19 protein-coding genes and 2 tRNA genes are annotated in these 22,099 nt (G+C 71.6%); 3 read left to right on the top strand and 18 right to left on the bottom strand.

All coding sequences use genetic code 11. The annotated features are described in order from the left end of the window. Window positions 1-6: 6 nt before the first annotated feature. The 8 genes from P3G67_RS03140 to P3G67_RS03105 all read right to left on the bottom strand — a co-directional run bounded on the left by P3G67_RS03140 (window position 7) and on the right by P3G67_RS03105 (window position 12,233). Complete coding sequence (locus P3G67_RS03140; protein ID WP_276092087.1) at window positions 7-1,269, bottom strand: MFS transporter; 1,263 nt, start codon at window positions 1,267-1,269, stop codon at window positions 7-9. Continuing rightward, window positions 1,266-1,874 (bottom strand): winged helix-turn-helix domain-containing protein, encoded by a 609-nt coding sequence (locus tag P3G67_RS03135; protein WP_276092086.1) that lies wholly within the window; start codon window positions 1,872-1,874, stop codon window positions 1,266-1,268. Before P3G67_RS03135 ends, P3G67_RS03140 begins: the two co-directional genes overlap by 4 nt. A gap of 16 nt (window positions 1,875-1,890) precedes the next feature. After that, a complete protein-coding gene (locus P3G67_RS03130) occupies window positions 1,891-4,446 on the bottom strand; it encodes a ComEC/Rec2 family competence protein (protein WP_276092085.1) in 2,556 nt (851 codons plus the stop codon). Then, on the bottom strand, window positions 4,443-5,300 hold the full coding sequence (locus P3G67_RS03125) for a ComEA family DNA-binding protein (RefSeq protein ID WP_276092084.1): 858 nt from the start codon (window positions 5,298-5,300) through the stop codon (window positions 4,443-4,445). The genes P3G67_RS03130 and P3G67_RS03125 overlap by 4 nt, the downstream gene beginning before the upstream one ends. 195 nt (window positions 5,301-5,495) lie before the next feature. Continuing rightward, entirely contained in the window at window positions 5,496-6,341 is an 846-nt protein-coding gene (locus P3G67_RS03120) for a DegV family protein (protein ID WP_276092083.1), read from the bottom strand. A 73-nt stretch (window positions 6,342-6,414) separates the two neighbouring features. Continuing rightward, window positions 6,415-7,020, bottom strand: a complete 606-nt coding sequence (locus P3G67_RS03115) for a hypothetical protein (protein ID WP_269854038.1) — start codon at window positions 7,018-7,020, stop codon at window positions 6,415-6,417. Between the two features lie 131 nt (window positions 7,021-7,151). Further along, window positions 7,152-10,025, bottom strand: coding sequence for a leucine--tRNA ligase (gene leuS / locus P3G67_RS03110; RefSeq protein ID WP_276092082.1), 2,874 nt, complete (start codon window positions 10,023-10,025; stop codon window positions 7,152-7,154). Between the two features lie 264 nt (window positions 10,026-10,289). Next, window positions 10,290-12,233, bottom strand: coding sequence for a S53 family peptidase (locus P3G67_RS03105; RefSeq protein WP_276092081.1), 1,944 nt, complete (start codon window positions 12,231-12,233; stop codon window positions 10,290-10,292). A gap of 360 nt (window positions 12,234-12,593) precedes the next feature. On the opposite strand from P3G67_RS03105, the gene P3G67_RS03100 reads away from it, so the two are divergent. Further along, window positions 12,594-13,445 carry a hypothetical protein gene (locus tag P3G67_RS03100; protein ID WP_276092080.1) on the top strand — a complete coding sequence of 284 codons (852 nt, stop codon included), beginning with the start codon at window positions 12,594-12,596 and terminating at the stop codon, window positions 13,443-13,445. On the opposite strand, the gene P3G67_RS03095 is transcribed toward P3G67_RS03100, so the two are convergent. After that, window positions 13,427-13,499 (bottom strand) — tRNA-Ala (locus tag P3G67_RS03095). The two genes, P3G67_RS03100 and P3G67_RS03095, sit on opposite strands and share 19 nt — an antisense overlap. Window positions 13,500-13,732: 233 nt before the next feature. On the opposite strand from P3G67_RS03095, the gene P3G67_RS03090 reads away from it, so the two are divergent. Next, window positions 13,733-15,091, top strand: a complete 1,359-nt coding sequence (locus P3G67_RS03090) for a glycosyltransferase 87 family protein (RefSeq protein WP_276092079.1) — start codon at window positions 13,733-13,735, stop codon at window positions 15,089-15,091. Here P3G67_RS03090 and P3G67_RS03085 read toward each other — a convergent pair. The 8 genes from P3G67_RS03085 to P3G67_RS03050 form a co-directional block, all read right to left on the bottom strand. After that, complete coding sequence (locus tag P3G67_RS03085) at window positions 15,036-15,506, bottom strand: hypothetical protein (protein WP_276092078.1); 471 nt, start codon at window positions 15,504-15,506, stop codon at window positions 15,036-15,038. The genes P3G67_RS03090 and P3G67_RS03085 overlap by 56 nt on opposite strands. A gap of 172 nt (window positions 15,507-15,678) precedes the next feature. After that, window positions 15,679-15,751 (bottom strand) — tRNA-Ala (locus tag P3G67_RS03080). A gap of 75 nt (window positions 15,752-15,826) precedes the next feature. Beyond that, window positions 15,827-16,516: a histidine phosphatase family protein gene (locus P3G67_RS03075; RefSeq protein ID WP_276092077.1), complete on the bottom strand. Its 690-nt coding sequence runs from the start codon at window positions 16,514-16,516 to the stop codon at window positions 15,827-15,829. Window positions 16,517-16,536: 20 nt separating this feature from the next. After that, window positions 16,537-16,971 (bottom strand): ribosome silencing factor, encoded by a 435-nt coding sequence (gene rsfS / locus P3G67_RS03070; RefSeq protein WP_269854031.1) that lies wholly within the window; start codon window positions 16,969-16,971, stop codon window positions 16,537-16,539. Between the two features lie 88 nt (window positions 16,972-17,059). Next, window positions 17,060-18,700 carry an LCP family protein gene (locus P3G67_RS03065; protein ID WP_276092076.1) on the bottom strand — a complete coding sequence of 547 codons (1,641 nt, stop codon included), beginning with the start codon at window positions 18,698-18,700 and terminating at the stop codon, window positions 17,060-17,062. A 42-nt stretch (window positions 18,701-18,742) separates the two neighbouring features. Then, a complete protein-coding gene (gene nadD, locus P3G67_RS03060) occupies window positions 18,743-19,393 on the bottom strand; it encodes a nicotinate-nucleotide adenylyltransferase (protein WP_269854029.1) in 651 nt (216 codons plus the stop codon). 43 nt (window positions 19,394-19,436) lie between these two features. Then, window positions 19,437-19,583, bottom strand: coding sequence for a hypothetical protein (locus P3G67_RS03055; RefSeq protein ID WP_269854028.1), 147 nt, complete (start codon window positions 19,581-19,583; stop codon window positions 19,437-19,439). A gap of 195 nt (window positions 19,584-19,778) precedes the next feature. Then, window positions 19,779-19,919, bottom strand: coding sequence for a hypothetical protein (locus P3G67_RS03050; RefSeq protein ID WP_269854027.1), 141 nt, complete (start codon window positions 19,917-19,919; stop codon window positions 19,779-19,781). A gap of 91 nt (window positions 19,920-20,010) precedes the next feature. Here P3G67_RS03050 and P3G67_RS03045 point away from each other — a divergent pair, with 91 nt between their 5' ends. Then, the gene (locus P3G67_RS03045; protein ID WP_269854026.1) at window positions 20,011-21,060 is read left to right on the top strand and encodes a M48 family metallopeptidase; all 1,050 of its coding nucleotides are present in this window, start codon (window positions 20,011-20,013) and stop codon (window positions 21,058-21,060) included. On the opposite strand, the gene P3G67_RS03040 is transcribed toward P3G67_RS03045, so the two are convergent. After that, entirely contained in the window at window positions 21,026-22,093 is a 1,068-nt protein-coding gene (locus P3G67_RS03040; RefSeq protein WP_276092075.1) for an SCO2583 family membrane protein, read from the bottom strand. The two genes, P3G67_RS03045 and P3G67_RS03040, sit on opposite strands and share 35 nt — an antisense overlap. Window positions 22,094-22,099: the final 6 nt, after the last annotated feature.

Genomic DNA, 22,099 nt, shown 5'->3' with positions numbered 1-22,099 from the left:
GCGACCTCACACCGAGACGCGAACGGCCGCCGGGGGTTCCTCTTCCGGTTCCGGGAGCGCCCGCAGCCTCGGCACCGGAGACGGCAGCAGCCAGAGCACGGACGCAAGGGCCCCGATCGCGCCGATCCAGATCGTGGCGCGCAGCCCGAGCACGGTCCCGAGGACACCGGCGAGCATCGAGCCGAGCGGGCGCACCCCGTAGTTGAGCGTGCGATAGGCCCCCATGACGCTGGAGCGCAGGTGCTCCGGAACGACGGCGGCACGTAGCGCGCCCATGCTGATGTCCAGCACCATCACCCCGAACCCCGAACCGAACTCGGCGAGGAACAGCAGCGCGAGCACCAGCGGTCTCGGGCCGCCGGCGAGGGGCACGAGGAGCAGTGGCGCCGGGAACGCCGCGCAACCCACCACAACCCCGGGCCCGATGCCTATTCGGTCCAGCAGGCGGCCGGTGACGAGCGAACCGACGACGCCGCCCACCGCTCCGGCTCCCAACACAGCGCCGAGCACGCCCGGTTGAAGGTGCAGGTCGACTGTCATATAGAGGGCGAACAAGGCGAAGAACACGAAGTTGAAGAAGTTGACGGTCGCGACGGCGGCGAGGGTGGCACGCATGACTCGGTGGCGGGCTAACCACCGTACCCCCGCGGTCAGTTGCCCCCTGCCCGAGCGGGTGGGCGGCCGCTCCGCGAGGTCGATCCTGACCAGGCACATCGCGGAGACGAGATAGGAGAAGGCGTCCACGAGCAGGGCGAAAGGCGCGGCGCAGATCTGTACGACGAAGCCGCCGAGGCTCGGGCCGACCACATTGGACATGGCGCGGCTACCGTTGAGCAGCGAGTTGGCCCTGACATACGCGGCGGCGGGGACGAGCGACGGGAACAGCGCCGCGTCGCACACGTCGAACAGCACCGCGAGGGTCCCGACGCCGAACGCCACCGCGTAGAGCCGACCGAGGCCCAGATGCCCCATGGCGTATCCGATCGGCAGCGAGGCCAACAGCAGGGCGCGCCCGAGGTCGGCACCTATCATGAGGTGCCGACGGTGGGCGCGACCGTCCACCCATGCGCCGACGAGCAGCGAGAACACCAGCGCGGGCAGCAGTTCGGCGGTCAGCAGCCAGCCCATCTGCGCGGCGTCGGCGTGCAGTACGAGAACGGCGGTGAGCGGGACGGCGATCTGGGAGACCTGGTCGCCTACGAGCGAGACGCTCTGGCCGGTCCAGTAGCGGCGGAACGCGGCCTGCCGCAGTAACGCCGGGATCCTCATCGTGAACGCTCAGCGGGGTCGGGCGACGACGGGATGGCCGCGCGGATCAGTGTGACCAGACGGGCGCCGTCCGGTCGGCGGCCGGGATCCGCCAACCGGTCGGCGTACGGTCGTAGCAACTCGTTCATTCGCTCCCCCAGTTCGGCTAGTTCGGCGGCAGTCAGATACAGCGGTATGTCGCTGATCTGCTCGGCCTCCCGCCATTCGCGGGTGTCGCCGCGCCGAGCCTCCAGCCGCCTAGTCATCAGTTCGAAGTACCGCTCCACGACGGCGTGGCTGAGCGCGTCGGACGCCTCGGCGATCGCCGCGTCCCCGGAACTGTTCGGCCAGCTGGTGAACCGCGCGGTCGCCTGCCAGGGCTTCTCCCTGCCCTGGCCGCCCTCGGCCGTCTCCACCAGCCCGTACTTGGCGAGCATGCGCAAGTGGTACGAGCAGCTGGCGACGGACTCCCCCGTCAGCTCGGCGGCCTGGGTGGCGGTGAGCGGACCCTGGCTGCGTAGCAGGCCGACGAGTCTCATGCGCGTGGGATGGGCGTAGGCCCGCAGCGCGCGGGGGTCAGTGAGGTGGATGGTGCTGACGGGATGCGAGGCGGAAGGCTCGGACATGTATCTAAAGTTATCTTTATAAAGGTTCCTTTACAAGGCTCGCGCCCAGCCCCGCTCCGTTGCCGCCTGTGATGGCGATCGGGCCGTCGGTGTCGGTGCGGAGGACCGTCGTGCCTTCCGTGTGGAGGGTGTTCAGGGTTCGGGGGGACGGGTGGCCGTACTTGTTGCCCATGCCGCAGGAGATCAGGGCCAGGCGGGGGTGGAGGCGGGCCAGCAGGGCGGGGTCCTGGTGGGAGGAGCCGTGGTGGGCGACCTTGAGGACGTCGACCGGGGGAAGGTCGGGGTGCCGGGCCAGCAGTTCGCGCTGGGCCGGGGGCTCCAGGTCGCCCAGGAGTATCAGGGTGAGGCCCGCGGTTCTCACCAGCAGGGTGACGCTGGAGTCGTTCGGGTCGGCGTCCGGGAGGGCCGCTTCCGGTTCTGGCGGCCAGAGGATCTGCCAGTCCAGCTGGCCGAGTTGGCGCCGCTCCCCCTCCGTCGCCCGCAGCACCGGGATGTGTGACGCCGCGGCGCGGCGGCGTACCGAGGCGGCCTCGCCGGGCGGCGCGTCCACGGTCGTGGTCTCGATCGCGCCCACGCTGCGCCCGGCCAGGACGCCGGGGAGCCCGGCGACGTGGTCGGCGTGGAAGTGGGTGAGGATCAGCAGCGGAATCGTGGTCACGCCCAGCGACTTCAGGCACCGGTCGGCCAGCATCGGCTCAGGGCCGGTGTCGACGACCACCGCGGAGCCGTCACCGTCACCGGAGTTGAGCACCAACGCGTCCCCCTGCCCCACGTCGCACGCCGCCATCCGCCACCCCGCGGGCGGCCAGCCGGTGGCCAGCCGGGTGAGCGGGGCGGGCGCCAGCACCGCGACCAGCAGCAGCGCGGCCAGCGCCGCGCAGAACCAGGGATGGCGGGCGATGCGCCGGGCCAGCGACAGCAGAACGGCGGTGACGGCGGCGAGCAGCAGTCCGCCCGTCCAGCCGCCGGGCCAGTCCAGCGCCGCACCCGGTAGTGCGGCGCCCTCGCGGGCGACCATCGCCACCCAGACCACCGGCCAACCCGCCAGCCAGGCGAGGCACTTGGCGGCGAGCATCGACACCGGCGCCGCCGCCAGGGCGGCGAAGCCCAGCACGGTCGCCGGGGGCACCGCCAGTTCGGCCAGCAGGTTGCACGGGATGGCGACCAGGCTGATGTGCGCGGCGAGCACGGCGACCAGCGGTGCGCACAGCACCTGCGCGGCCGCGGCGGCCGCCAGGGCCTCCGCCAGGTGGGCCGGAACACCGCGCCGCCGCAGCGCGGCGCTCCACCCCGGCGCGAGGGTCAGCAGCCCGGCCGTGGCCAGCACCGACAGCGCGAAGCCATAGGAACGGGCCAGCCACGGGTCGTAGAGGACCAGGGCGATGACGGCGGCGGCGAGCGCGGGCAGCAGCGTGCGGCGACGCCCGGTACCGATGGCCAGGAGAGTGATCAGACCGCAGACGGCGGCCCGCAGCACGCTCGGGTCCGGCCGGCACAGCACCACGAAGCCGATGGTCAGTACCCCGCCGAGCACCGCGGTGAGCCGCAGCGGCAGGCCGAGCCGGGCGGCGATGCCCCGGCGTTCCGCGCGTACAGCCAGGGACGAGGGGCCGATCAACAGGGTGAGGATCACCGTCAGGTTGGAACCGCTGACCGCCAGCAGATGGGTCAAATCGGTTTCGGCGAAGGCCTCCTGGAGATCGGGCGCCACCCGGGAGGTGTCTCCCACCACGAAGCCCGGGAGCAACGCGCGGGCGTCCGGCGGAAGCTCGTCGGTCGCGTCCCGCAGCCCGGCGCGCAGCGCTCCGGCCAGGCGTTGCACCGCCGACGGCGGCCGGGTGACGGTCGGCGGGCCGTGCACCTGGAAGACGGCGGCGCTGCGGTCGGCCTGCCGGGTGGTGGGGGCCAACTGGCCGTCCAGGGTGAGGCCGGTGGACGGCAGCAGCCCCAGCCACGCCTGGGCGCCGTCCCCGGGCTGGACGATCAGCAGCACGGGGGTGTGCACGGCCGTGGTGGTGCCCCGGGAGGTGACGCGTAAGGCGTCGGCCTCCGCGATGACGGAGGGCGGGGCCGGGGTCGAACCACGCACCCGGGGCCGCACCGCACGAGGGTCACCCGTGAGCGTCAACTCAGCGGTGACGCGGGTGCGTTGGGCGGCGAGCGCCGGGACCGGTCCCCGGTGCAGTCCCGCCACGCCCAGTCCGGCGACACCCGCGGCGGCGCAGGCGCACAGCAGTGCCGCGGCCGCCACGGTGGCGGTCCCGACGCCCCGCCGGGCGGGAGCGCCGGTCATTGCGCCGGTGGCCGTGCGGTGCACGACGCACAGGGCGAGGGCCGCCACGAGACAGACCCCGGCGCCGACGGCGACCCAGCGGCCCGGTGCGTTCAGCGCGATGACGGCGGCCAGCCAGGTCGCCAGCGCGGGCGGCACCAGGCGCAGGTCGGCCGGACCGTCCTGCCGTGGCGGGGACGTACCGAGCCCGCCGGCGGACGCGGGCGGCGCGGACGCCCGCGGCGCCCGCACCGTTCGGCCCGGCGCCGCGGACGACGCGGAGGACCGTGGCGTGTTCATGGCCGCACCAGGGCCTGGAGCTCCTGGAAGCGACGCTCCCCCACCCCGGTGACCTGGCGGAGTTGGCTGACGGAGGTGAATCCGCCGTGCTCCGTGCGGTACTCGACGATGCGGCGGGCGAGCACCGGGCCGACGCCGGGGAGGGCGTCAAGCTGCTCGGCCGTGGCGGTGTTGAGGCTGAGCTGAGCACCGGGCCCGCCGCCCGTGCCCGCCGCCTGCGCCGCGCCGCCCCCTCGGGCGCCCGCGGCCTCGGCGGGCGGGACGGGCTGGCCGACCACGACCTGTTCCCCGTCCGTGAGGGGGCGGGCCAGGTTGAGACCGCTGGTGTCGGCGCCCGGCAGAGGGCCGCCCGCCGCCTTCAGCGCGTCGGTGACCCGTGACCCGGCCGGAAGCCGACGCACCCCCGGCTCGCGTACCTTCCCCGCGATGTCGACCACCACCTCCGCAGTGGAGGGCCGGGCTGTCGGCATCGCCGAGCCACCGGCCACCTGTCCCACCGCGGTGGTGACCGCCCGCGCGACGGGTGGCGGCTGCACGGTGCGCGGCCTGCCTGTCCAGAAGTGGTGCACCGCGAAGACGGCGGCCAGCATCAGCACCCCGGCGAGGGCGGCGACGGTGCGCAGTTCCATCCCGCATCTCAACTGCACCCATACCGGCAGCCGTTCGAAGACGGCGGTCCGCCACGACGCGCGGCGTGACGGGTGGTCCGCCAGCGCGTGAGCCGGTTCCGGGGAGGGATCGGCGACCGTCGGTTCCCGTACTGGCGGCGGCCGGTCGAACAGCGCGTCCGCACGCGCTCGGGCGACGGCGTCGATGTCGCTGCGGCGATTGGCAGTTGCGGTGTGCGTTCCCATGCCGACTGACGGTAGGCACGCCGTCCGGCTCCCGCTGAGACCGGTTGAATCCCGTGGATTACCGGCCAGTTGTGGATAAGTCCGCCACCCGAGCGGGTGAGGCCACCTCCGGGCGGCATGAGTTCACCTCACACCGCACACGACCGAGACCCGCCGAAGCCGGACATCCGCCTCCAACGCCCCGCCCCGGCATCCTCACCGTGGCGAGACGACCGCCCCCAACAGTCCCGGCCCGGTGTGCGCGCCGATGACCGCCCCGACCTCGCTCACATGCAGCTCCGCCACCCCCGGCACCCGCGCCCGGAGGCGTTCCGCCAGGGCCTCGGCGCGCTCGGCGGCGGCCAGGTGGTGGACGGCGATGTCAACCGTCGCCTGGCCCGCCCGCTCGGCAACGACCTCCTCCAGCCGGGCGATGGCCCGCGACGCCGTGCGCACCTTCTCCAGCAACTGGATCCGGCCCTCCGCGAGTTGCAGCAGCGGCTTGACCGCCAGCGCCGAGCCCAGCAGGGCCTGCGCAGCGCCGATCCGGCCGCCGCGCCGCAGATAGTCGAGGGTGTCCACGTAGAAGTAGGCGGACGTGCCGGCGGCGCGCTTCTCCGCCGCCGCGACGGCGTCGTCCACCGTGCCTCCGGACTCCGCCGCCTCGGCCGCCGCGAGCACCGGGAAGCCCAGTGCCATGGCCACCATGCCGGTGTCCACCACCCGTACCGGAACCGGCGCGGTCTCCGCGGCGACGCGGGCCGCGTCGTACGTGCCGGAGAACTCGGCCGACAGATGGAGGGAGACCACGGCTGCAGCGCCCGCGTCGGCCGCCGCGCGGTACGCCGCGACGAACCGCTCGGGGCCCGGCCGTGAGGTGGTCACCGGCCGGCGGCGCCGCAACGCGGTGGCGACCGTGAGGGCCAAGCCCTCGGTGCCCTCCTCCAGCGCCTCGTCACCCAGGATCACGGTGAGCGGCACGACCGTGATGTGATGGCGGGTCACCGCCTCCTGCGGCAGGTAGGCCGTGGAATCGGTGACGATGGCGACATGGGCTGGCATGAGCGGGACCCTACCCGTCAACCCTGTGGTAACAACATCGTTGCCCGGCCCGCCGGCAGCCGTCACCGCCGGCTCAGCGGCGGCCGCCCGGCCAGTCCTGACCCAGCTCCGACCGTGCCGGAGCCTCCACCTCGGTCGGCGCCCAGTGCCGCAGCGCGCCGGCCTCCACCTCGATCTCCCGCCCGAGCGCGGCGAGTTCGTCGTCGCCGAACTGCCGGGCCCGGTCCTGCGCCGCCCAGCGCAGCGAGTCGGCGGAGTGGGTGACGCGTTCCGTGCGCTGGCGCAGTTCCGGCAGGCGGGCGGTGATCCGGCCCTTGTCGGGCTCACGCTCCAGCAGCCGCAGTTCGTCGTCCAGGGCGTGCGCGTGCTCCCGCAGCCTGCCCAGCAGGGACAGCGCCTCGCGTAGCGCCGGGTCGTCCGTGACGCCCGCCTCCAGCGCCTGGCGGGTGCCGATCATGGACTCGCGCAGTTCCAGCCGCAGCGACGCCAACTCGCCGAGGGCGCCCGGCTGACCGTACTTCTTCGCCTTGAGGGTGGTCTCCTCGACGACCCGGCGGGCCTGGGCGCTGGTGCGCTCCACACCGCGCCGCACGGCCCGTGCCGTCTTGACCGTCGCGACCACGCCGAGCACCACGGCCGCCAGCAGGACCAGCGCGAGTACCCCGAAAACGGCAACCATGGACGCTCCCTCTCACACCACGCCGAAACACCACACCGAGCCGGTTGTCTCCACGGTAGACGGCCGGGGCCGGTCGCGGGCTCCAGTGGAACCCGCAACCGGCCCCGAATCGGCCCCTAGGGGGCGTGATGTCACGCGGGCACGATGTTCACCAGCTTCGGCGCCCGGACGATGACCTTGCGGATGCCCGCGCCGCCCAGCGCCGCCTGTACCGCCTCGTCGGCCAGCGCCAGCTTCTCCAGCTCCGCCTCGCCGATGGCGGGCGGCACCTCAAGGCGCGCCCTGACCTTGCCCTTGACCTGGACGACGCAGGTGACCGTCTCATCCTGAACATAGGCCGGGTCGGCGACCGGGTAGTCGGCGTGGGCCAGCGACTCGGTGCGCCCCAGCTTGCGCCATAGTTCCTCGGCGGTGTGCGGGGCCAGCGGGGCGACCAGCAGCACCATCTGCTCGGCCACGGTGCGCGGCACCCTGGGCAGCTTGGTCAGGTGGTTGTTCAGCTCGGTGGCCTTGGCGATGGCGGTGTTGAAGCGCAGGCCCGCCATGTCGCCGCGGATGCCGTCGATCGCCTTGTGCAGCGCGCGCAGGGTCTCCTCGTCCGGCTCCTCGTCCACGACGGTGACCTCGCCGGTGGCCTCGTCCACCACGTTGCGCCACAGCCGCTGCAGGAAGCGGTAGGAGCCGACGACCGCCCGGGTGTCCCACGGCCGGGACACGTCCAGCGGGCCCATCGCCATCTCGTACAGGCGCAGCGTGTCGGCACCGTACTCGGCGCAGATCTCGTCCGGAGTGACCGCGTTCTTCAGGGACTTGCCCATCTTGCCCAGCTCGCGCTTGACCTGCTCGCCGCCGTGGAAGTACTTGCCGTCCCGCTCCTCGACCTCGGCCGCCGGGACCGGGAAGCCGCGGCTGTCCCGATAGACGTAGGCCTGGATCATGCCCTGGTTGTACAGCTTGTGGAACGGCTCGTACGAGGAGATGTGCCCCAGGTCGTACAGCACCTTGTGCCAGAAGCGCGCGTAGAGCAGGTGCAGTACTGCGTGCTCCTGGCCACCGATGTACAGGTCGACGCCACCCGCGGGCTGGCCCTCGCGCGGGCCCATCCAGTACTCCTCGGCCGCCGGGTCGACCAGCCGGTCGCCGTTGTGCGGGTCCAGGTAGCGCAGCTCGTACCAGCACGAACCCGCCCAGTTCGGCATGGTGTTGGTCTCACGGCGGTAGGTCTTCGGCCCGTCGCCGAGGTCCAGCTCCACGTTGACCCAGTCCTCGTTGCGGGACAGCGGGGTCTCGGGCTCGGTGTCGGCGTCGTCCGGGTCGAAGGTGCGCGGCGCGTAGTCGTCGATCTCGGGCAGCTCGACCGGGAGCATCGACTCGGGCAGCGGGTGCGCCACACCGTCCTCGTCGTAGACGATCGGGAACGGCTCGCCCCAGTAGCGCTGACGGCTGAACAGCCAGTCGCGCAACCGGAAGTTGACGGTGCCCTCGCCGATACCGCGGGCGGCCAGCCACTCGGTGATCTTCGACTTGGCCTCGGGAACCAGCAGGCCGTCCAGCGAGACGTCGGCGTTGGCGGAGTTGATGATCCGCGCGTCATAGGAGTCGAAGGCGTCCTCCCATGTCGACGGGTCCGTGCCGCGGTCGTCCGAGGGCTGCACCACGCAGCGCATCGGCAGCTCGAAGGCGCGGGCGAACGCGAAGTCACGGGTGTCGTGTGCCGGTACGGCCATGATGGCGCCGGTGCCGTAGCCCATCAGCACGTAGTCGGCGATGAAGACCGGAACGTGTTCGCCGCTGACCGGGTTCACCGCGTACGCGCCGGTGAAGACGCCGGTCTTCTCCTTGGCCTCGGCCTGCCGCTCCAGGTCGGACTTGGCGGCGGCCTGCTTGCGGTACTCGGCGACCGCCTCGGCCGGGGTGCTGTGCCCACCGGTCCACGCCGCGGGGGTGCCCTCGGGCCAGCTGGCCGGGACGATCTTCTCCACCAGCTCGTGCTCGGGGGCCAGCACCATGTAGGTGGCGCCGAACAGAGTGTCGGGGCGGGTGGTGAAGACGGTGATCCTGGCGTCGCCGTCGAAGCTGACCGGGAAGTCCACCCGGGCGCCCTCGGAGCGTCCGATCCAGTTGCGCTGCTGGAGCTTGATGGCCTCGGGCCAGTCCAGCGCGTCCAGGTCCTCCAGCAGGCGGTCGCCGTACGCGGTGATGCGCATCATCCACTGGCGCAGCTTGGCCTTGAAGACCGGGAAGTTGCCGCGCTCGGAGCGGCCGTCCGCGGTGACCTCCTCGTTGGCCAGTACGGTGCCCAGGCCCGGGCACCAGTTGACCGGTGAGTCGGAGGCGTAGGCCAGCCGGTAGCCGCTGAGGACGTCGGCGCGCTCGACGGCGGACAGCTCGCTCCAGGCGCGGCCGTCGGGGGTCGGCCGGGCGCCGGAGGCGAACTGCTCGACCAGTTCGTCGATGGGCCGGGCCCTGCGCGCCTCGGGGTCGTACCACGAGTTGAAGATCTGCAGGAAGATCCACTGAGTCCACTTGTAGTACTCGGGATCGATGGTGGCGAAGGAGCGGCGCTTGTCGTGGCCCAGGCCCAGGCGGCGCAGCTGCGCCTTCATGGTGGCCATGTTGGCCTCGGTGGTCACCCGGGGGTGGGTGCCGGTCTGTACCGCGTACTGCTCGGCGGGCAGGCCGAAGGCGTCGAAGCCCAGCGTGTGCAGCACGTTGTGGCCGGTCATGCGGTGGAAGCGGGCGAAGACATCGGTGGCGATGTAGCCCAGCGGGTGGCCCACGTGCAGTCCCGCGCCGGACGGGTACGGGAACATGTCCATGATGAACTTCTTGGGCCGACCGGTGACCTCCGCCGGACCGCCGAGCTCGCCGCCACCCGGGTTGGGGGCGTTGAAGGTGCCCTCGCGCTCCCAGAAGTCCTGCCAGCGTGCCTCGATGTCGGCGGCCAGCTGGGCGGTGTAGCGGTGCGGCGCGGCCGCCTCGGCGGCGGGGGTGGTCTCGCTCATGTCCCTCGAAGCTCCATCGATGTCATGACAGGCGTACGCCCGGTCTGCCTTCGGATCGTTTCGCCCGGACCGCGTACCGGCCTGGTCCGGAAACGAAAAAACCCCTCGCACAGGAGGGGACGCCGCACTGACTGGTTCCTTGTCAGCGCGGCTGGCTAAGCAGAAGGCGTACGGCACGCATGGGCTCAGGGTACCCCAGCGCGGGAAGGGCCCGCACCGGGATATCGGTGCGGGCCCCTACGCCTTGTGCCTGTCCGCTGTCGCTCAGTGGCGCGGGCGGTACGAGAGCACGTAGTCCGCGCCGGGGCTGCCGACGCCGGTGACGTTGTCGAATCCGATCGTCGCGTTCAGCGAGCTGTCGTGGCCGAGGGTGCGCAGCGAGGTGTTGTAACCGCCCTTGGCGTCGAAGCCGTTCTTGAAGTCGACGCGCACATCGGCGAGGGACTGGCCCTGGCCGAGCGGGTGGTCGGTCACGTCGTGGTACGCCGAGGTGCCGAACCGGTCGTAGATGGCCGGGTTGGCGAAGCCGATCGGCACACCGCCGCGGGCCTGCTGGGCGAGCGCCTGGATCGCGGAGATCACCGGCGCGGCGAGCGAGGTGCCGCCGATGCGGTACTCGCTGTACTTCACGGAGTGGTCCGGGAAGGTCTGCGACTGGCCGACCAGGAAGCCGGTGGACGGGTCGGCCACCGCCGCGATGTCCGGGACCACGCGCTGCGGGGTGGCACCGTTCTGCTTGCTCAGCGTGTCCGGGACGACGCCGCGCTGGTAGTACGGCTGCGGGGTGAGCTTGCTGGTACCGCCGCCGGCGCCGTAGAGGTAGTCACCGGGCAGCGAGGACCAGTTCTTGCCGTCCGCGGAGAGCGTGGCCTTGGTGGTGCCCCAGCCGGTCTCCCACTGGTACTTGTCGCCCTTGCCGACGGCCAGCGAGGTGCCGCCGACCGAGGTGACCCAGGCGGAGTTGGCCGGGGTGTCGATCTGCTTGGTGCCGGTGTTGGCGAGTTCGTCGCCGTTGTCACCGGAGGAGAAGTAGAAGCCGATGCCCTCGACCGCGCCCTGCTGGAAGATCTGGTCGTAGGCGGCGGCCACGTCCGGGGTCTCGTTGGCCTCCACATCGCTCCAGGAGTTGGAGACGATGTCGGCGAGGCGGTTGTCGACCACCTTGTTCAGGCTGTCCATCAGGTCGGGGTCGTTGCACGAGGCAGCGCCCACGTAGACGATGTTGGCGCCCGGGGCGACCGCGTGCACGGCCTCGACGTCCAGCGTCTCCTCGCCGTACCAGCCGGCGGCCTTGCAGGAGTCGATGTTGTTGTAGGCACTCGGCAGGACCTGGGTGAACTGGCCGCTCTTGTAGGCCGCGTCACCGTTGCGCTTGGCGTACTCGGCCGCGTCCTTGGCGATGTACGGCGAGGCGAACGCGTCGGTGATGGCGACGGTCACGCCCTTGCCGGTGTAGCCCTTGGCACCGTAGGCGGCACGCAGCTGCTTGCCGGTGTAGCCCTTGACGACGTAGGGCGCCGAACCGCCGTAGGCCTTGGGCAGGTTCTTGGCCACGTTGGAGCCGTAGTACGTGGAGAACGGACCGGCCTGCCGGGCGACGGCCTCCGGCGGGGGCAGTTCGTCGTGCCTGGACTGCTTGGGGGCGTTGTCCAGGCCGGTGATGGTGAGCACCGCGCCGTGCAGCGAGGCCGGTACCGAGGCGGCCTGGGCGGGGGCGTGGTAGAGGTGGCCGTCCTTGGAGTAGTTGCGCAGCTCCGTGTTGAAGGCCTTCTCCACCGCGGCCTTGTCGCCGCTCACCGCGACGTAGTGCTGGTTGGAGCCGGTCACCGTCAGGCCGGAGTTCCTCAGCCAGGCGGTGACCTCGGCTATCTGCTGCCTGGTCGTGCCGAAACGGTCCTGCACCTGCTTCGGCGTCAGGTACTTGCCGTAGTTGGGCGACGAGGGGTCGGAGACCCCCTGCGCGTAGGCGGCCAGGCCCTGCGCGTCCTTGCCGGCCAGGTACACACGGGCGTTGACGGTGGTCGACCCGGCAGCGGTGCCGTGGTCGGCGCGCGCCGTCGCCCACAACGGCTTGGTGTTGGTCAGCACCTGCCGGTTGTTGGAGTCGGCCTGGGCGGTGGGAACGCCCATGGCCAGAGCGCCGGCCACCAGCGGCAGCGTGGCTGCCACCGCCAGACCGGCGCGCGCTCTGTGACGGACAAGCTTCATGAAACCCCCAAAGAGACACGAATGGTCGCGGCATGCTCGCGTGACCCGGATCGCGTTCACCGAATAGCGGTGATCCGCATGCCGTAGGGCCAAACTCTGTCGCTGATCTGTTCACATCAGGGGAATGATTGAGTCAAGAAATGGTCAAGTGGACGTAATGGCCGGGAAGTTGTAATGCGCCGTTGACATGCGATGGAGGCAGCGGACCGGAAGGCGGAATTCCGTACGGCAGTTGACAGGGTGACCGGGTTCGAGGGTCGCCCGCAAGACCATCGCCCGACGCTAGCAGCGCGGCCCGGCGGCCGACCGCTTTTACCGCAATCCCCCATGATGCGGGGCGAGTTCGCCTAGACATTCACCATGCCCACGCATCGACACCGTCAACGGCCGCCCCTGGCCCGCGTCGCACCGAGCGGCCTACCCAGGCGGTACGCGCTCGCAGGGTGCGTTGTCCCGGCGGCGGCCCTGCCGCTCGTGATCCCCGGCGCACGCCACTGGCTGGACACCTACGCGGGGGTCGGCGCGCTGCTGTCCCTGACCGCGACCGTGGTGTGGGGGCTGGTCAGTACCGACAGCCGCTTCCTCGGCCCGCGTCAGCGGCTGTTGGCGCAGGCCGCGCACCGGGCGGCCACGGTGGCGTGTCTGGGCCTCCTCGGGCTGCACATCGCCGTCAAGGTCGCCGAGCGGCACGCCACGGCCGCCGAGGCGCTGGTCCCGGCCGGGCCGGGCGGCCGGGCGCTGCTGATCGGCCTGGGTACGGTCGCCGGGTACCCGCTGCTGTTGGCGGCGGCCACCGGAGTGCTGCGCGGGGCGTTCGCGGCGCGCGGTCGACCGGCGCGCTGGCGGGTGCTGCACGGGTGCGGGTATCCGGCATGGTTCGCCGCCGTGGTGCACGGCCTGAAGTCGGGGCGCGCGGCACCGGGTTGGGCGGTGGCCTGCTACGCGGTGTGCCTGGTGGCCGTGAGCGCGGCACTGGCGGTGCGCGCGACCCGGCGCGGCACACCGGCCGGGCGCCGCCCCCGCGGGCCGCGGAAGGCGGCCCCGCGCCCGCATGTGACGCCCGTCACCTTCTCCAACCCCGGCGCGCCCGAAGGGGGGTGCGGAGGCTTCGCCACCGCGCGGCGAGGCCCTGCGGAAACGACGAAGGCGACCCGGCCCGCGCTTCTCGCGGACCCGGATCGCCTTCGTACTCGTGGAGCTAAGGGGAATTGAACCCCTGACCTCTTGCATGCCATGCAAGCGCTCTACCAACTGAGCTATAGCCCCAGGTCTTGCTCTCCGCCGGGAACCCCCGGCGACTCCGTAAACATTACACGGTGCGGGGGGCGTTTCGCCAAATCGATCGAGCGGCGCCCCCGCGCCCGCAAGGCCAGGGGGAATACCGTGCCCTGCTGCGCGAACCCGGCAGAAGGTACTGTCGGGCTTCCGCGCCGCCCGATCGACGACCCGGACCACCGGACCGGGCCGAGCCAAGCCCCCGGACCCAGGAGCCAACCACCGTGACCGCGACGCAGCCGATCAGCGACCCGCGTACCGGCGCGGTCCGGGACCTCATAGCGCGGCGGCCGACCATGCTCGCCGCACTGGCCTGCCTGGTGTCGTTCACCGGTTTCTGGATCGCACAGCGCGCCGCGCACGTCTCCATGATCGACCTCATGGTGTACCGGGCCGAGGGCTGGACCATGCGGACCGGCCGCGACCTGTACGCGATGGTGGCCACCGAGGCCAACCTGCCGAACACCTACCCGCCGTTCGCGGCGATCATCTTCGCGCCGCTGACCTGGCTGGGCGTCCCGGCGATGCGGACCGCGGCCACAGCGGCCAACCTGGGGCTGCTGGTAGCCGTGGTCCACCTGTCGCTGCGCCTGGTCGGACGGCCGCAACGGGTGCCGCGCACCGCCGCGACGCTGGCGATCAGCGCCGTGGCGGTGTGGTGCGAACCGGTGTGGACGACGCTGCGATACGGGCAGATCAACCTGCTGCTGGCGGTCCTGGTGCTGTGGGACCTGACCCGGCGGGCCGACCACCGCTGGGCCGGGACCGGCATCGGGATCGCGGCCGGGATCAAGCTGACCCCGGCGCTGTTCGCCGTCTTCCTGGCGCTGGTGGGCGCCGCCCAGGGCTGGCGGCGGCTGCGCGGCGGCGGCAGGGTGTGGAACCCGGCGCTGCGCCGGGCCGCGGTGGCGGCGGGCGCCTTCGCGGCGACGGTGACGGTCGCGGCGGTGGCGCTGCCCCGGGACTCGCGCGACTTCTGGACCCGGATGGTCTTCGCCGCCAACCGGGTCGGCCATGCCGAGGAGACCGCCAACCAGTCGGTACGCGGTGTGCTCGCCCGCCTGCTGCACACCCCGGACCCGGGCGGGTCCTGGCTGGTCGCCGCGGCGCTGGTCGGCGCGCTGGGGCTGGCGGTCGCGGTGGCCGCGGCGCTGGCCGGCGACCGGCTGCCGTCCGGGACGGCCTGGGCGGCCTGCGCCTGCGCGGTGACGGCGCTGCTGGTCAGCCCGGTGTCCTGGTCGCACCACTGGGTGTGGTGCGTGCCGATGGTGCTGCTGCTCGGCTCGGAGGCGCTGCGGCGGCGTGATCCGCGGTGGCGGGTGGGAGCGGCGCTGACCGCGGTGCTGTTCTGCTCCTTCGTGCCGTGGGCGGTGCCGCACACCCCTGGGCGGCGCTTCGAACTGCACCAGAACCCCGGGGAGATGCTGCTGTCCGCGGTCTATCCGCTGATCGGCCTGGCGTTCCTGGCCGTCGCCGGGACCCAGGCGGTCCGGGCGCTGCGGATCCGGCGCGAGGCCCTTCGCGCGGTCATCCCGGCGCAGTCCCGTGGGACACGGCAGGACCAGGCGTACGCCGACCGCTGAGCGGTGCCCCGGCGAACACGCCCGGCGGCGCGGTCCCGGCCAGCGCGACCGTTGTCAGCCACGGCGCGTGCGCGCAGGACGCGGCCGTGCCGGGGGCGGAACGGGCGTAGTACGAGAGGCGGTTGAGGCACAGCGTGCCGAGGGTGGCCACGTCCACCAGTTGACCGGGCTGGGTGACGGTCACCAGCAGCCCATCGGCGTCGGCCGCGAAGCGCTCCAGCGCCCGGTTGAGGTTCGGCCCGTACGTCGGCCCCACGCCCGCCACCGCCATGGCCGGGCAGAGCCACGCACCGCCGCTGCCGCCACCGCGTGGCAGCAGGCCGCACAGCACGCGGGCCGCAGCGTCGGTGACGAGGCCGAGCGGCACCAGTGCGCTGTGCCAACGCCGCGAGGCCCGCCGCCAGTTGAGGCTCACCCACCCGGTGGCCGGCTTTCGCGTGCACGGCCGCCCGCTCCGCGAACTCCCGGCGGAACGCGAGAGGACAGCCCAAGGGCGCTGATGCACCGGGGAGTTCGGGACGGGCCGGGGCGCGGCCCCGAGTGTGCGCACAAAAAACGGACCACCCGAAGGATGGTCCGTTTCGCTGTGGAGCTAAGGAGAATTGAACTCCTGACCTCTTGCATGCCATGCAAGCGCTCTACCAACTGAGCTATAGCCCCGATTTTCTCGGCTCGTCTCCTTGCCGGAACGTGTAGAAGCTTAGCGTGTGACCTGCTGATTCGCGAAATCGGCGATCACACGTCGTCGCCGAGCACGGGCTGCGGCAGGGTGCCCGCGTTGTGCTCCAGCAACCGCCAGCCGCGGGCGCCGTGTCCGAGCACCGACCAGCAGCAGTTGGACAGTCCGCCGAGCGACTCCCAGTGCCTCGGCTCCAGTCCCAGCAGGCGGCCGATGGTGACCCGGATCGCGCCACCGTGGCTGACCACCAGCAGCGTGCCGTCCTCCGGCAGCTTCTCCAGCTCGCGCAGCACCACCGGCGCGGCCCGGTCGGCGACCTCGGTCTCCAGCTCGCCGCCGCCGCGCCGCACCGGCTCCCCGCGCTTCCACGCCAGGTACTGCTCGCCGTAGCGCTCCATGATCTCGTCGCTGGTCAGGCCCTGCCAGGCGCCCGCGTAGGTCTCCCGCAGCTCCTCGTAGAACGTGGGCTGCAGGCCGGTGACAGCGCTCAGCTCGGTCGCGGTGGCCGCGGCCCGCCGCAGGTCGGAGGAGATCACCGCGTCCGGCTTGAGCGCGGCGAGCAGCCTCGCCGCCCGGCGCGCCTGGGCGACGCCGGTCTCGGTCAACGGGATGTCCGTGGAGCCCTGGAAGCGGCGCTCCAGGTTCCAGGAGGTCTGGCCGTGCCGCCACAGCACGACGCGACGGCCGCGGCCGTTCTTACGGCCGGGCTCCCGCTCGGCCGTCTCCTGCTGCGCCGCGCCGTTCACCGGCGGCTGGGGCTGCGCGCTCAGCTGAGCTCTCCGTCCGCCTCGGCGCCGTGCTGTTTGGCGTACTCCGCGGCCTTGCCCCGGGTCGCCACCGCGTCCTTGGGCAGCTCGATCTCCGGGCAGTCCTTCCAGAGCCGCTCCAGCGCGTAGAACACCCGCTCCTCGGCGTGCTGGACGTGCACCACGATGTCGACGTAGTCGAGCAGCACCCAGCGGCCCTCGCGCTCGCCCTCGCGGCGCACCGGCTTCGCGCCCAGCTCCTTCTGCAACCGTTCCTCGACCTCGTCCACGATCGCTTTGACCTGCCGGTCATTGGGCGCGGAGGCGAGCAGGAACGCGTCCGTGATGGCGAGCACGTCGCTGACGTCGTAGGCGATGATGTCGTGCGCGAGCTTGTCGGCTGCCGCCTGGGCGGCGGCGGTGATCAGCTCGATGGAGCGGTCCGTGGCGGTCACAAGCCATGCTTTCCGGTCGGGAACGGGTACGCCTCCAGGGTCTCATGTCACAGCGCCCTCCCTCCCGTCGCCCACCACCACCTCGGGGTCACCCCTTGTAGTCGCCGCCCAGTACGACCGTGATGTCCGCGTTGTTGGCCGCCTGTCCCTTGCTGACTGCGCTGTCCGGCAGCCCGAGGGTCTTGGCCAGCTCCTTGGCGGTCTGCGCCTGGCTGTCGGCGCCGTAGACCACCTGCGACCTGGCCTGCGGGGAGGCGGTGCCGCCGTCCACGTAGGTGTAGCCGGAGTTGACCACAGCGACCTGGGCCGAGGACGCCGCCTTCTTGCTGCCGGTGGCGTCGCGCACCGCGACCCGCGGGATGCCACTGGTGTCGGTGTTCTTCACGGTGCCGCCGAGCACGTCCTTGACGACGGTGTCGGTGGCCTGCTGGCTGAGGGTGCCGTCCGCCTGCACGGGCAGCGTGGTGGTGCTGTAGTGGCCGGCCTTCTCCTGGTCGGCGAGGTGCGCCAGGGTGGCGCCGAGTTGCGCGTCGCTGAGCGAGGGGTCGGGGATGGCGCCCAGACTGTCGATGATCTTGGTGGCGGTGGCGGCGTCGCCCGGCATCTTCATCAGCACCGCCTGCATGACCTGCCCGAACCGGTTCAGCTGCTTGTCCTGCGACTCGCCAGGGCCGCGATAGCTGGCGTAGGCGACCGCCGCCTGGCCGTTCAGGTCCTGCTGCTGGCCCGCGTTCACCACGGTCTTGCCGCCCGAGGTGATCGTGGTGTCGGTGTCCACGGTGATGTCGCCGACGGCGTCGACCAGGATCTCCAGATACGGCGTGTCAAGCCGCCAACTGCCCTGGATGTTGGCGCCCAGCAGGGCGTTGAGCGCGTCCCGGGTGGGCCCCGCGCCCTGGTCCACCACCGACTTGCCGAGCGTGGTGCTGCCGTTGCCGTCGGGGTTGACGGAAAGGGAGTTGGGCAGCAGGACGGTGGTGCCCTTGCCCGTGGTCTCGTTGCCCACCAGCAGCGCGGTGGAACTGGCGTTGCTGTCGACCTGCCGCAGGTGCACCACGATCACGTCGCGCTTCTGGGCGCCGCCGGCCTGCGCGGCGGCGCTGGCCTTGCCCAGGCCGGGCAGCTTTCCGGCCTGCCACAGGTAGCCGACGCCGCCGAGCAGTGCCAGCACCAGCAGCACGACCAGCACGACCACCCGGGTACGGCCGCGCCGCTTGCGCTCGTCGCGGCGTTCGGTGCGGGACTCGGAGAACTTCAGCCAGTCGATGACGTCTTCGGCCTGCTCGTCCTCGTCCTCGACGAACGCGAACTGCTCGGTGTGGAACTCCCGGGGCGCCTCCTCGTCACGGATCGGCGGCTGCTGGGGTTCGGGTTCCGGAACGCGCGGCGGCTCCTCCTGGCGCGGCTGCGGGACCTGGTAGCGCTGCTCTTCGTAGGACGGCTGGGGGTACGCCGCAGGGTCCTGGTAGCCGGGCTGCTGGTACGTCTGGTAGCCGTCGTGGCCCGGGTAGCCCTGCTGCGGGTACTCCTGGGGGTACGGCTGCTGGACGTACCCCTGCTGCGGGTACTGCTGCTGGTCCGGGTACGGGGCGTAGGGCTGCTGGCCCTGGTGGTACGCCTGGTCGTAGCCGCCCTGCTGTGCAGGGGCGTACGGGTCGTATCCCTGCTGGCCCTGCTGGTAGCCGCCCGCGTAGGGGTCCTGGCCGTAGTGCTCCTGGTCGCCGCTCACGGGTGCCCCTCCAGATCAGAAAACGAGTACCGCGAGCGATCGCTACCCGGCGTCCCGGTACAGATTCCGCTTGTTGATGTAGCGCACCACGCCGTCGGGCACCAGGTACCAGACCGGTTCGCCCTGCGCCACACGGTCCCTGATCTCGGTGGACGAGATCGCCAGCGCGGGCACCTCGACCAGGGACACACCGCCGTTGGGAATGCCGGGGTCGGACAGGGTGTGCCCCGGTCTGGTCACCCCGATGAAGTGCGCCATGGAGAAGAGTTCCTGGGCGTCCCGCCAGGAGAAGATCTGCGCCAGCGCGTCGGCGCCGGTGATGAAGAAGAGGTCCACGTCGCCGTACTCGGCGCGCAGGTCCCGCAGGGTGTCGAGGGTGTAGGTGCGGCCGCCGCGGTCGATGTCGATCCGGCTCACCGAGAACTGCGGGTTGGACGCGGTGGCGATGACCGTCATCAGGTAGCGGTCCTCCGCGGGGGACACCAGCTTGTGTTCCTTCTGCCACGGCTGGCCGGTCGGTACGAAGACGACCTCGTCGAGGTGGAAGAGACTGGCGACCTCGCTCGCCGCCACCAGGTGGCCGTGGTGGATGGGGTCGAACGTCCCGCCCATCACACCGAGTCGTTTCTTCACTGGCCCGGCCCCTCCGTCAGCGGTCGCGGAGGGGCGCGTGGGCACTGCCTGCTCTCCCATGCGAGCACACCCTACTTGGCCGCTCGGGAAGCCTTGACCCGGCTCAGCGGTCCCGGTTGAAGCGCGTGGTGATCCACAGCAGGAGCAGCAGGATGAACAGCGCGCCGCCCCCGGTGAGGTACGGGCTCAGGCTCTGGTGGTTGCCGCCTTCGGCGAGCTGCGTCAGAGCTGCTGGGATGTTTGCGGTCATGGTCGGCAGGACCCCTTGCGGTCGAGGATGCGGTCGAGTCGCGGTGAGCCACCGGGCGGCGGACCGGGCCGGAAACTCGTGCCACATCGTACGTGCGGGGCGCCAGGAACCCCAGGCAGCCCCCGCGCGTCCTGACTGTGTAGGCGATCTACCCGTCCGCAGCCGTATCCGACCGCGGAACCGAGTAACCGACCGTCAGTCCTTGTCCCCGTAACCGCGCAGCAGGAACCACGCGAGGAAGACCACGCCGACTACCGCGACGACGATGACGACGGGCAGGAGCTCGCTGGAGATCGGTGCCCCGTCGGCGAGGTGGTTCAACACGGCGTTCTGCATGCTTCTCAGCGTAGTCCTGTCGGCGCCGGGCCCTATCGTGGGGTGTGTCAGGGGGACGAGCACGAGACGGCTAGCAGGGGATTGAGGCCCAATGACCGTGCCGAACGAATCGAACGACCAGGTGCCGAGCCGTAACCGCACCCGTTTCCCAGGGATATCGTCACGCGCCTACGAGCATCCGGCGGACCGCTCGGCGCTGGTGGCGCTGCGCAAGCTGAGCGGTTTCGACACCGTGTTCAAGGCGCTCAGCGGGCTGCTGCCGGAGCGGTCGTTGCGGCTGCTGTTCCTGTCGGACTCGGTACGGGTCAGCGAGCAGCAGTTCCCGCATCTGAACACGATGCTGCGGGACGCCTGCTACATCCTGGACCTGGAGAAGGTCCCCCCGATGTACGTCAACCAGGACCCGCAGCCCAACGCCATGTGCATCGGCCTGGACGAGCCGATCATCGTGGTCACCACCGGTCTGGTGGAGCTGCTGGACGAGGAGGAGATGCGCGCGGTCGTCGGGCACGAGGTGGGCCACGCGCTGTCCGGCCACGCGGTGTACCGCACGATCCTGCTGTTCCTGACCAATCTGGCGCTGCGGGTGGCGTGGATCCCGCTGGGCAACATGGCGGTCATGGCGATCGTCACCGCGCTGCGCGAGTGGTTCCGCAAGTCCGAGCTGTCCGCGGACCGGGCGGGGCTGCTGGTCGGCCAGGACCTGCAGGCGTCGATGCGCGGGCTGATGAAGCTGGCGGGCGGCAACCACCTGCACGAGATGAACGTGGACGAGTTCCTCAAGCAGGCGGAGGAGTACGAGTCCGGCGGCGACCTGCGCGACTCCGTGCTGAAGATCCTCAACGTGCTGCCGCGCAGCCACCCGTTCACCACGGTGCGGGCGGCCGAGCTGAAGAAGTGGGCGGGCAGCCGCGACCACCAGCGGATCATGGACGGGCACTACCCGCGCCGCGAGGACGACAAGGACACCTCGGTCTACGAGTCCTTCAAGGAGTCCGCGAACCACTACGCGGACCACGTGAAGTCCAGCAAGGACCCGCTGATGGGCCTGATCAACGACATCGCCGCGGGCGCCGGGGACATCGGCGGGAAGCTGCGGGACAAGTTCACCGGATCGGGCTCGGGCTCGGAACGGTCCTGAGCAGTCCGCACACCGAGGTGACCGGCCTGCCGTGGTCATAGGGGTCCACCCCGGCCCCGGCGGGCACGCTCTGTCCGGCCAGTAGCGGACGGAAGTACCCGGCCGGGTTTCCTGTGCAGGCGAGCGGCCCGGCCTCGACCGCCGCCTGCTCCACCTCCACCTGGCGGTTGCGCAGGTCGGCGCGGTCGAAGAACAGCTTCAGCTGCCGCCGTACGGTGAACAGCGAGGCCTGGTCGGGTCCGGCGCCGACCGCCCGCACCACGTAGACCATGGTGTGGTCGGTGTCGACCAGCAGGCCGCCGGGGCCGTCCTCGTTCACCGTCATGCTGCCGCGCACCCGCACCCCGGGGTCGGCCAGCGCGATCCGGGCCGGGTCGAAGCGGACCAGCCATCCGATCGCGGCGTACTGTCCGTCATCGACCGGGTGCGCCAAACTCCGGTCGAACTGGTCGAGTTGACCGGGATTGAGCAGTTCGCGCACCGCGCGTACATCACCGCCGGTGAGCGCGCTGCGGTCGAGCGAGGAGGCGGCCAGATACTCCTTGGCGATGGTCACCGCCTGGAGCACCTGGCTCTGCGAGAAGTGGTCGGTGCCGCTGATCTGCGGCAGGACGATGCCCTTGGCGCCCACCTGGTAGTGCGCCGCGTCCTCGGCGGCGAACATCCGGTCGGCGGCGGCGACCGGCACCGGCCCCTGCGGGGCCAAGGGCACCAGGGTGATCCGCGCCGGGTCGACGTCCGCAGGCGTGGCCGACCGATACGGGTGCCGTATGCCCAGGTACAGGGCGATGCCGAAGGCCATCGCGATCAGCAGCACCAGGACCAGTGCCTGCCGCCCGGCGCCCATCCATCCGAGCGGCCGCCGGGTGCGCACCGCACTGGCCGTCCCGCCCATACGTTCCTGCGCCGAGAACTCCTGTATGCGGGCAGCCCGGACGAACGACTCGTCGAACACGACGGATCGGTACTCGTCGTCACCGCCCCCCGGGACGCCCTCGGGTGTCCCCTCCGGAGGGTCTGCACGCCCGGCCATACAACA

Origin of the sequence: Streptomyces silvisoli (assembly GCF_029269905.1) — a bacterium.
Classification (GTDB): Bacteria; Actinomycetota; Actinomycetes; order Streptomycetales; family Streptomycetaceae; genus Streptantibioticus_A; species Streptantibioticus_A silvisoli_A.
The sequence above is the reverse complement of the archived record's forward strand: the minus strand, read 5'-3'. Positions and strand labels throughout refer to the sequence as shown.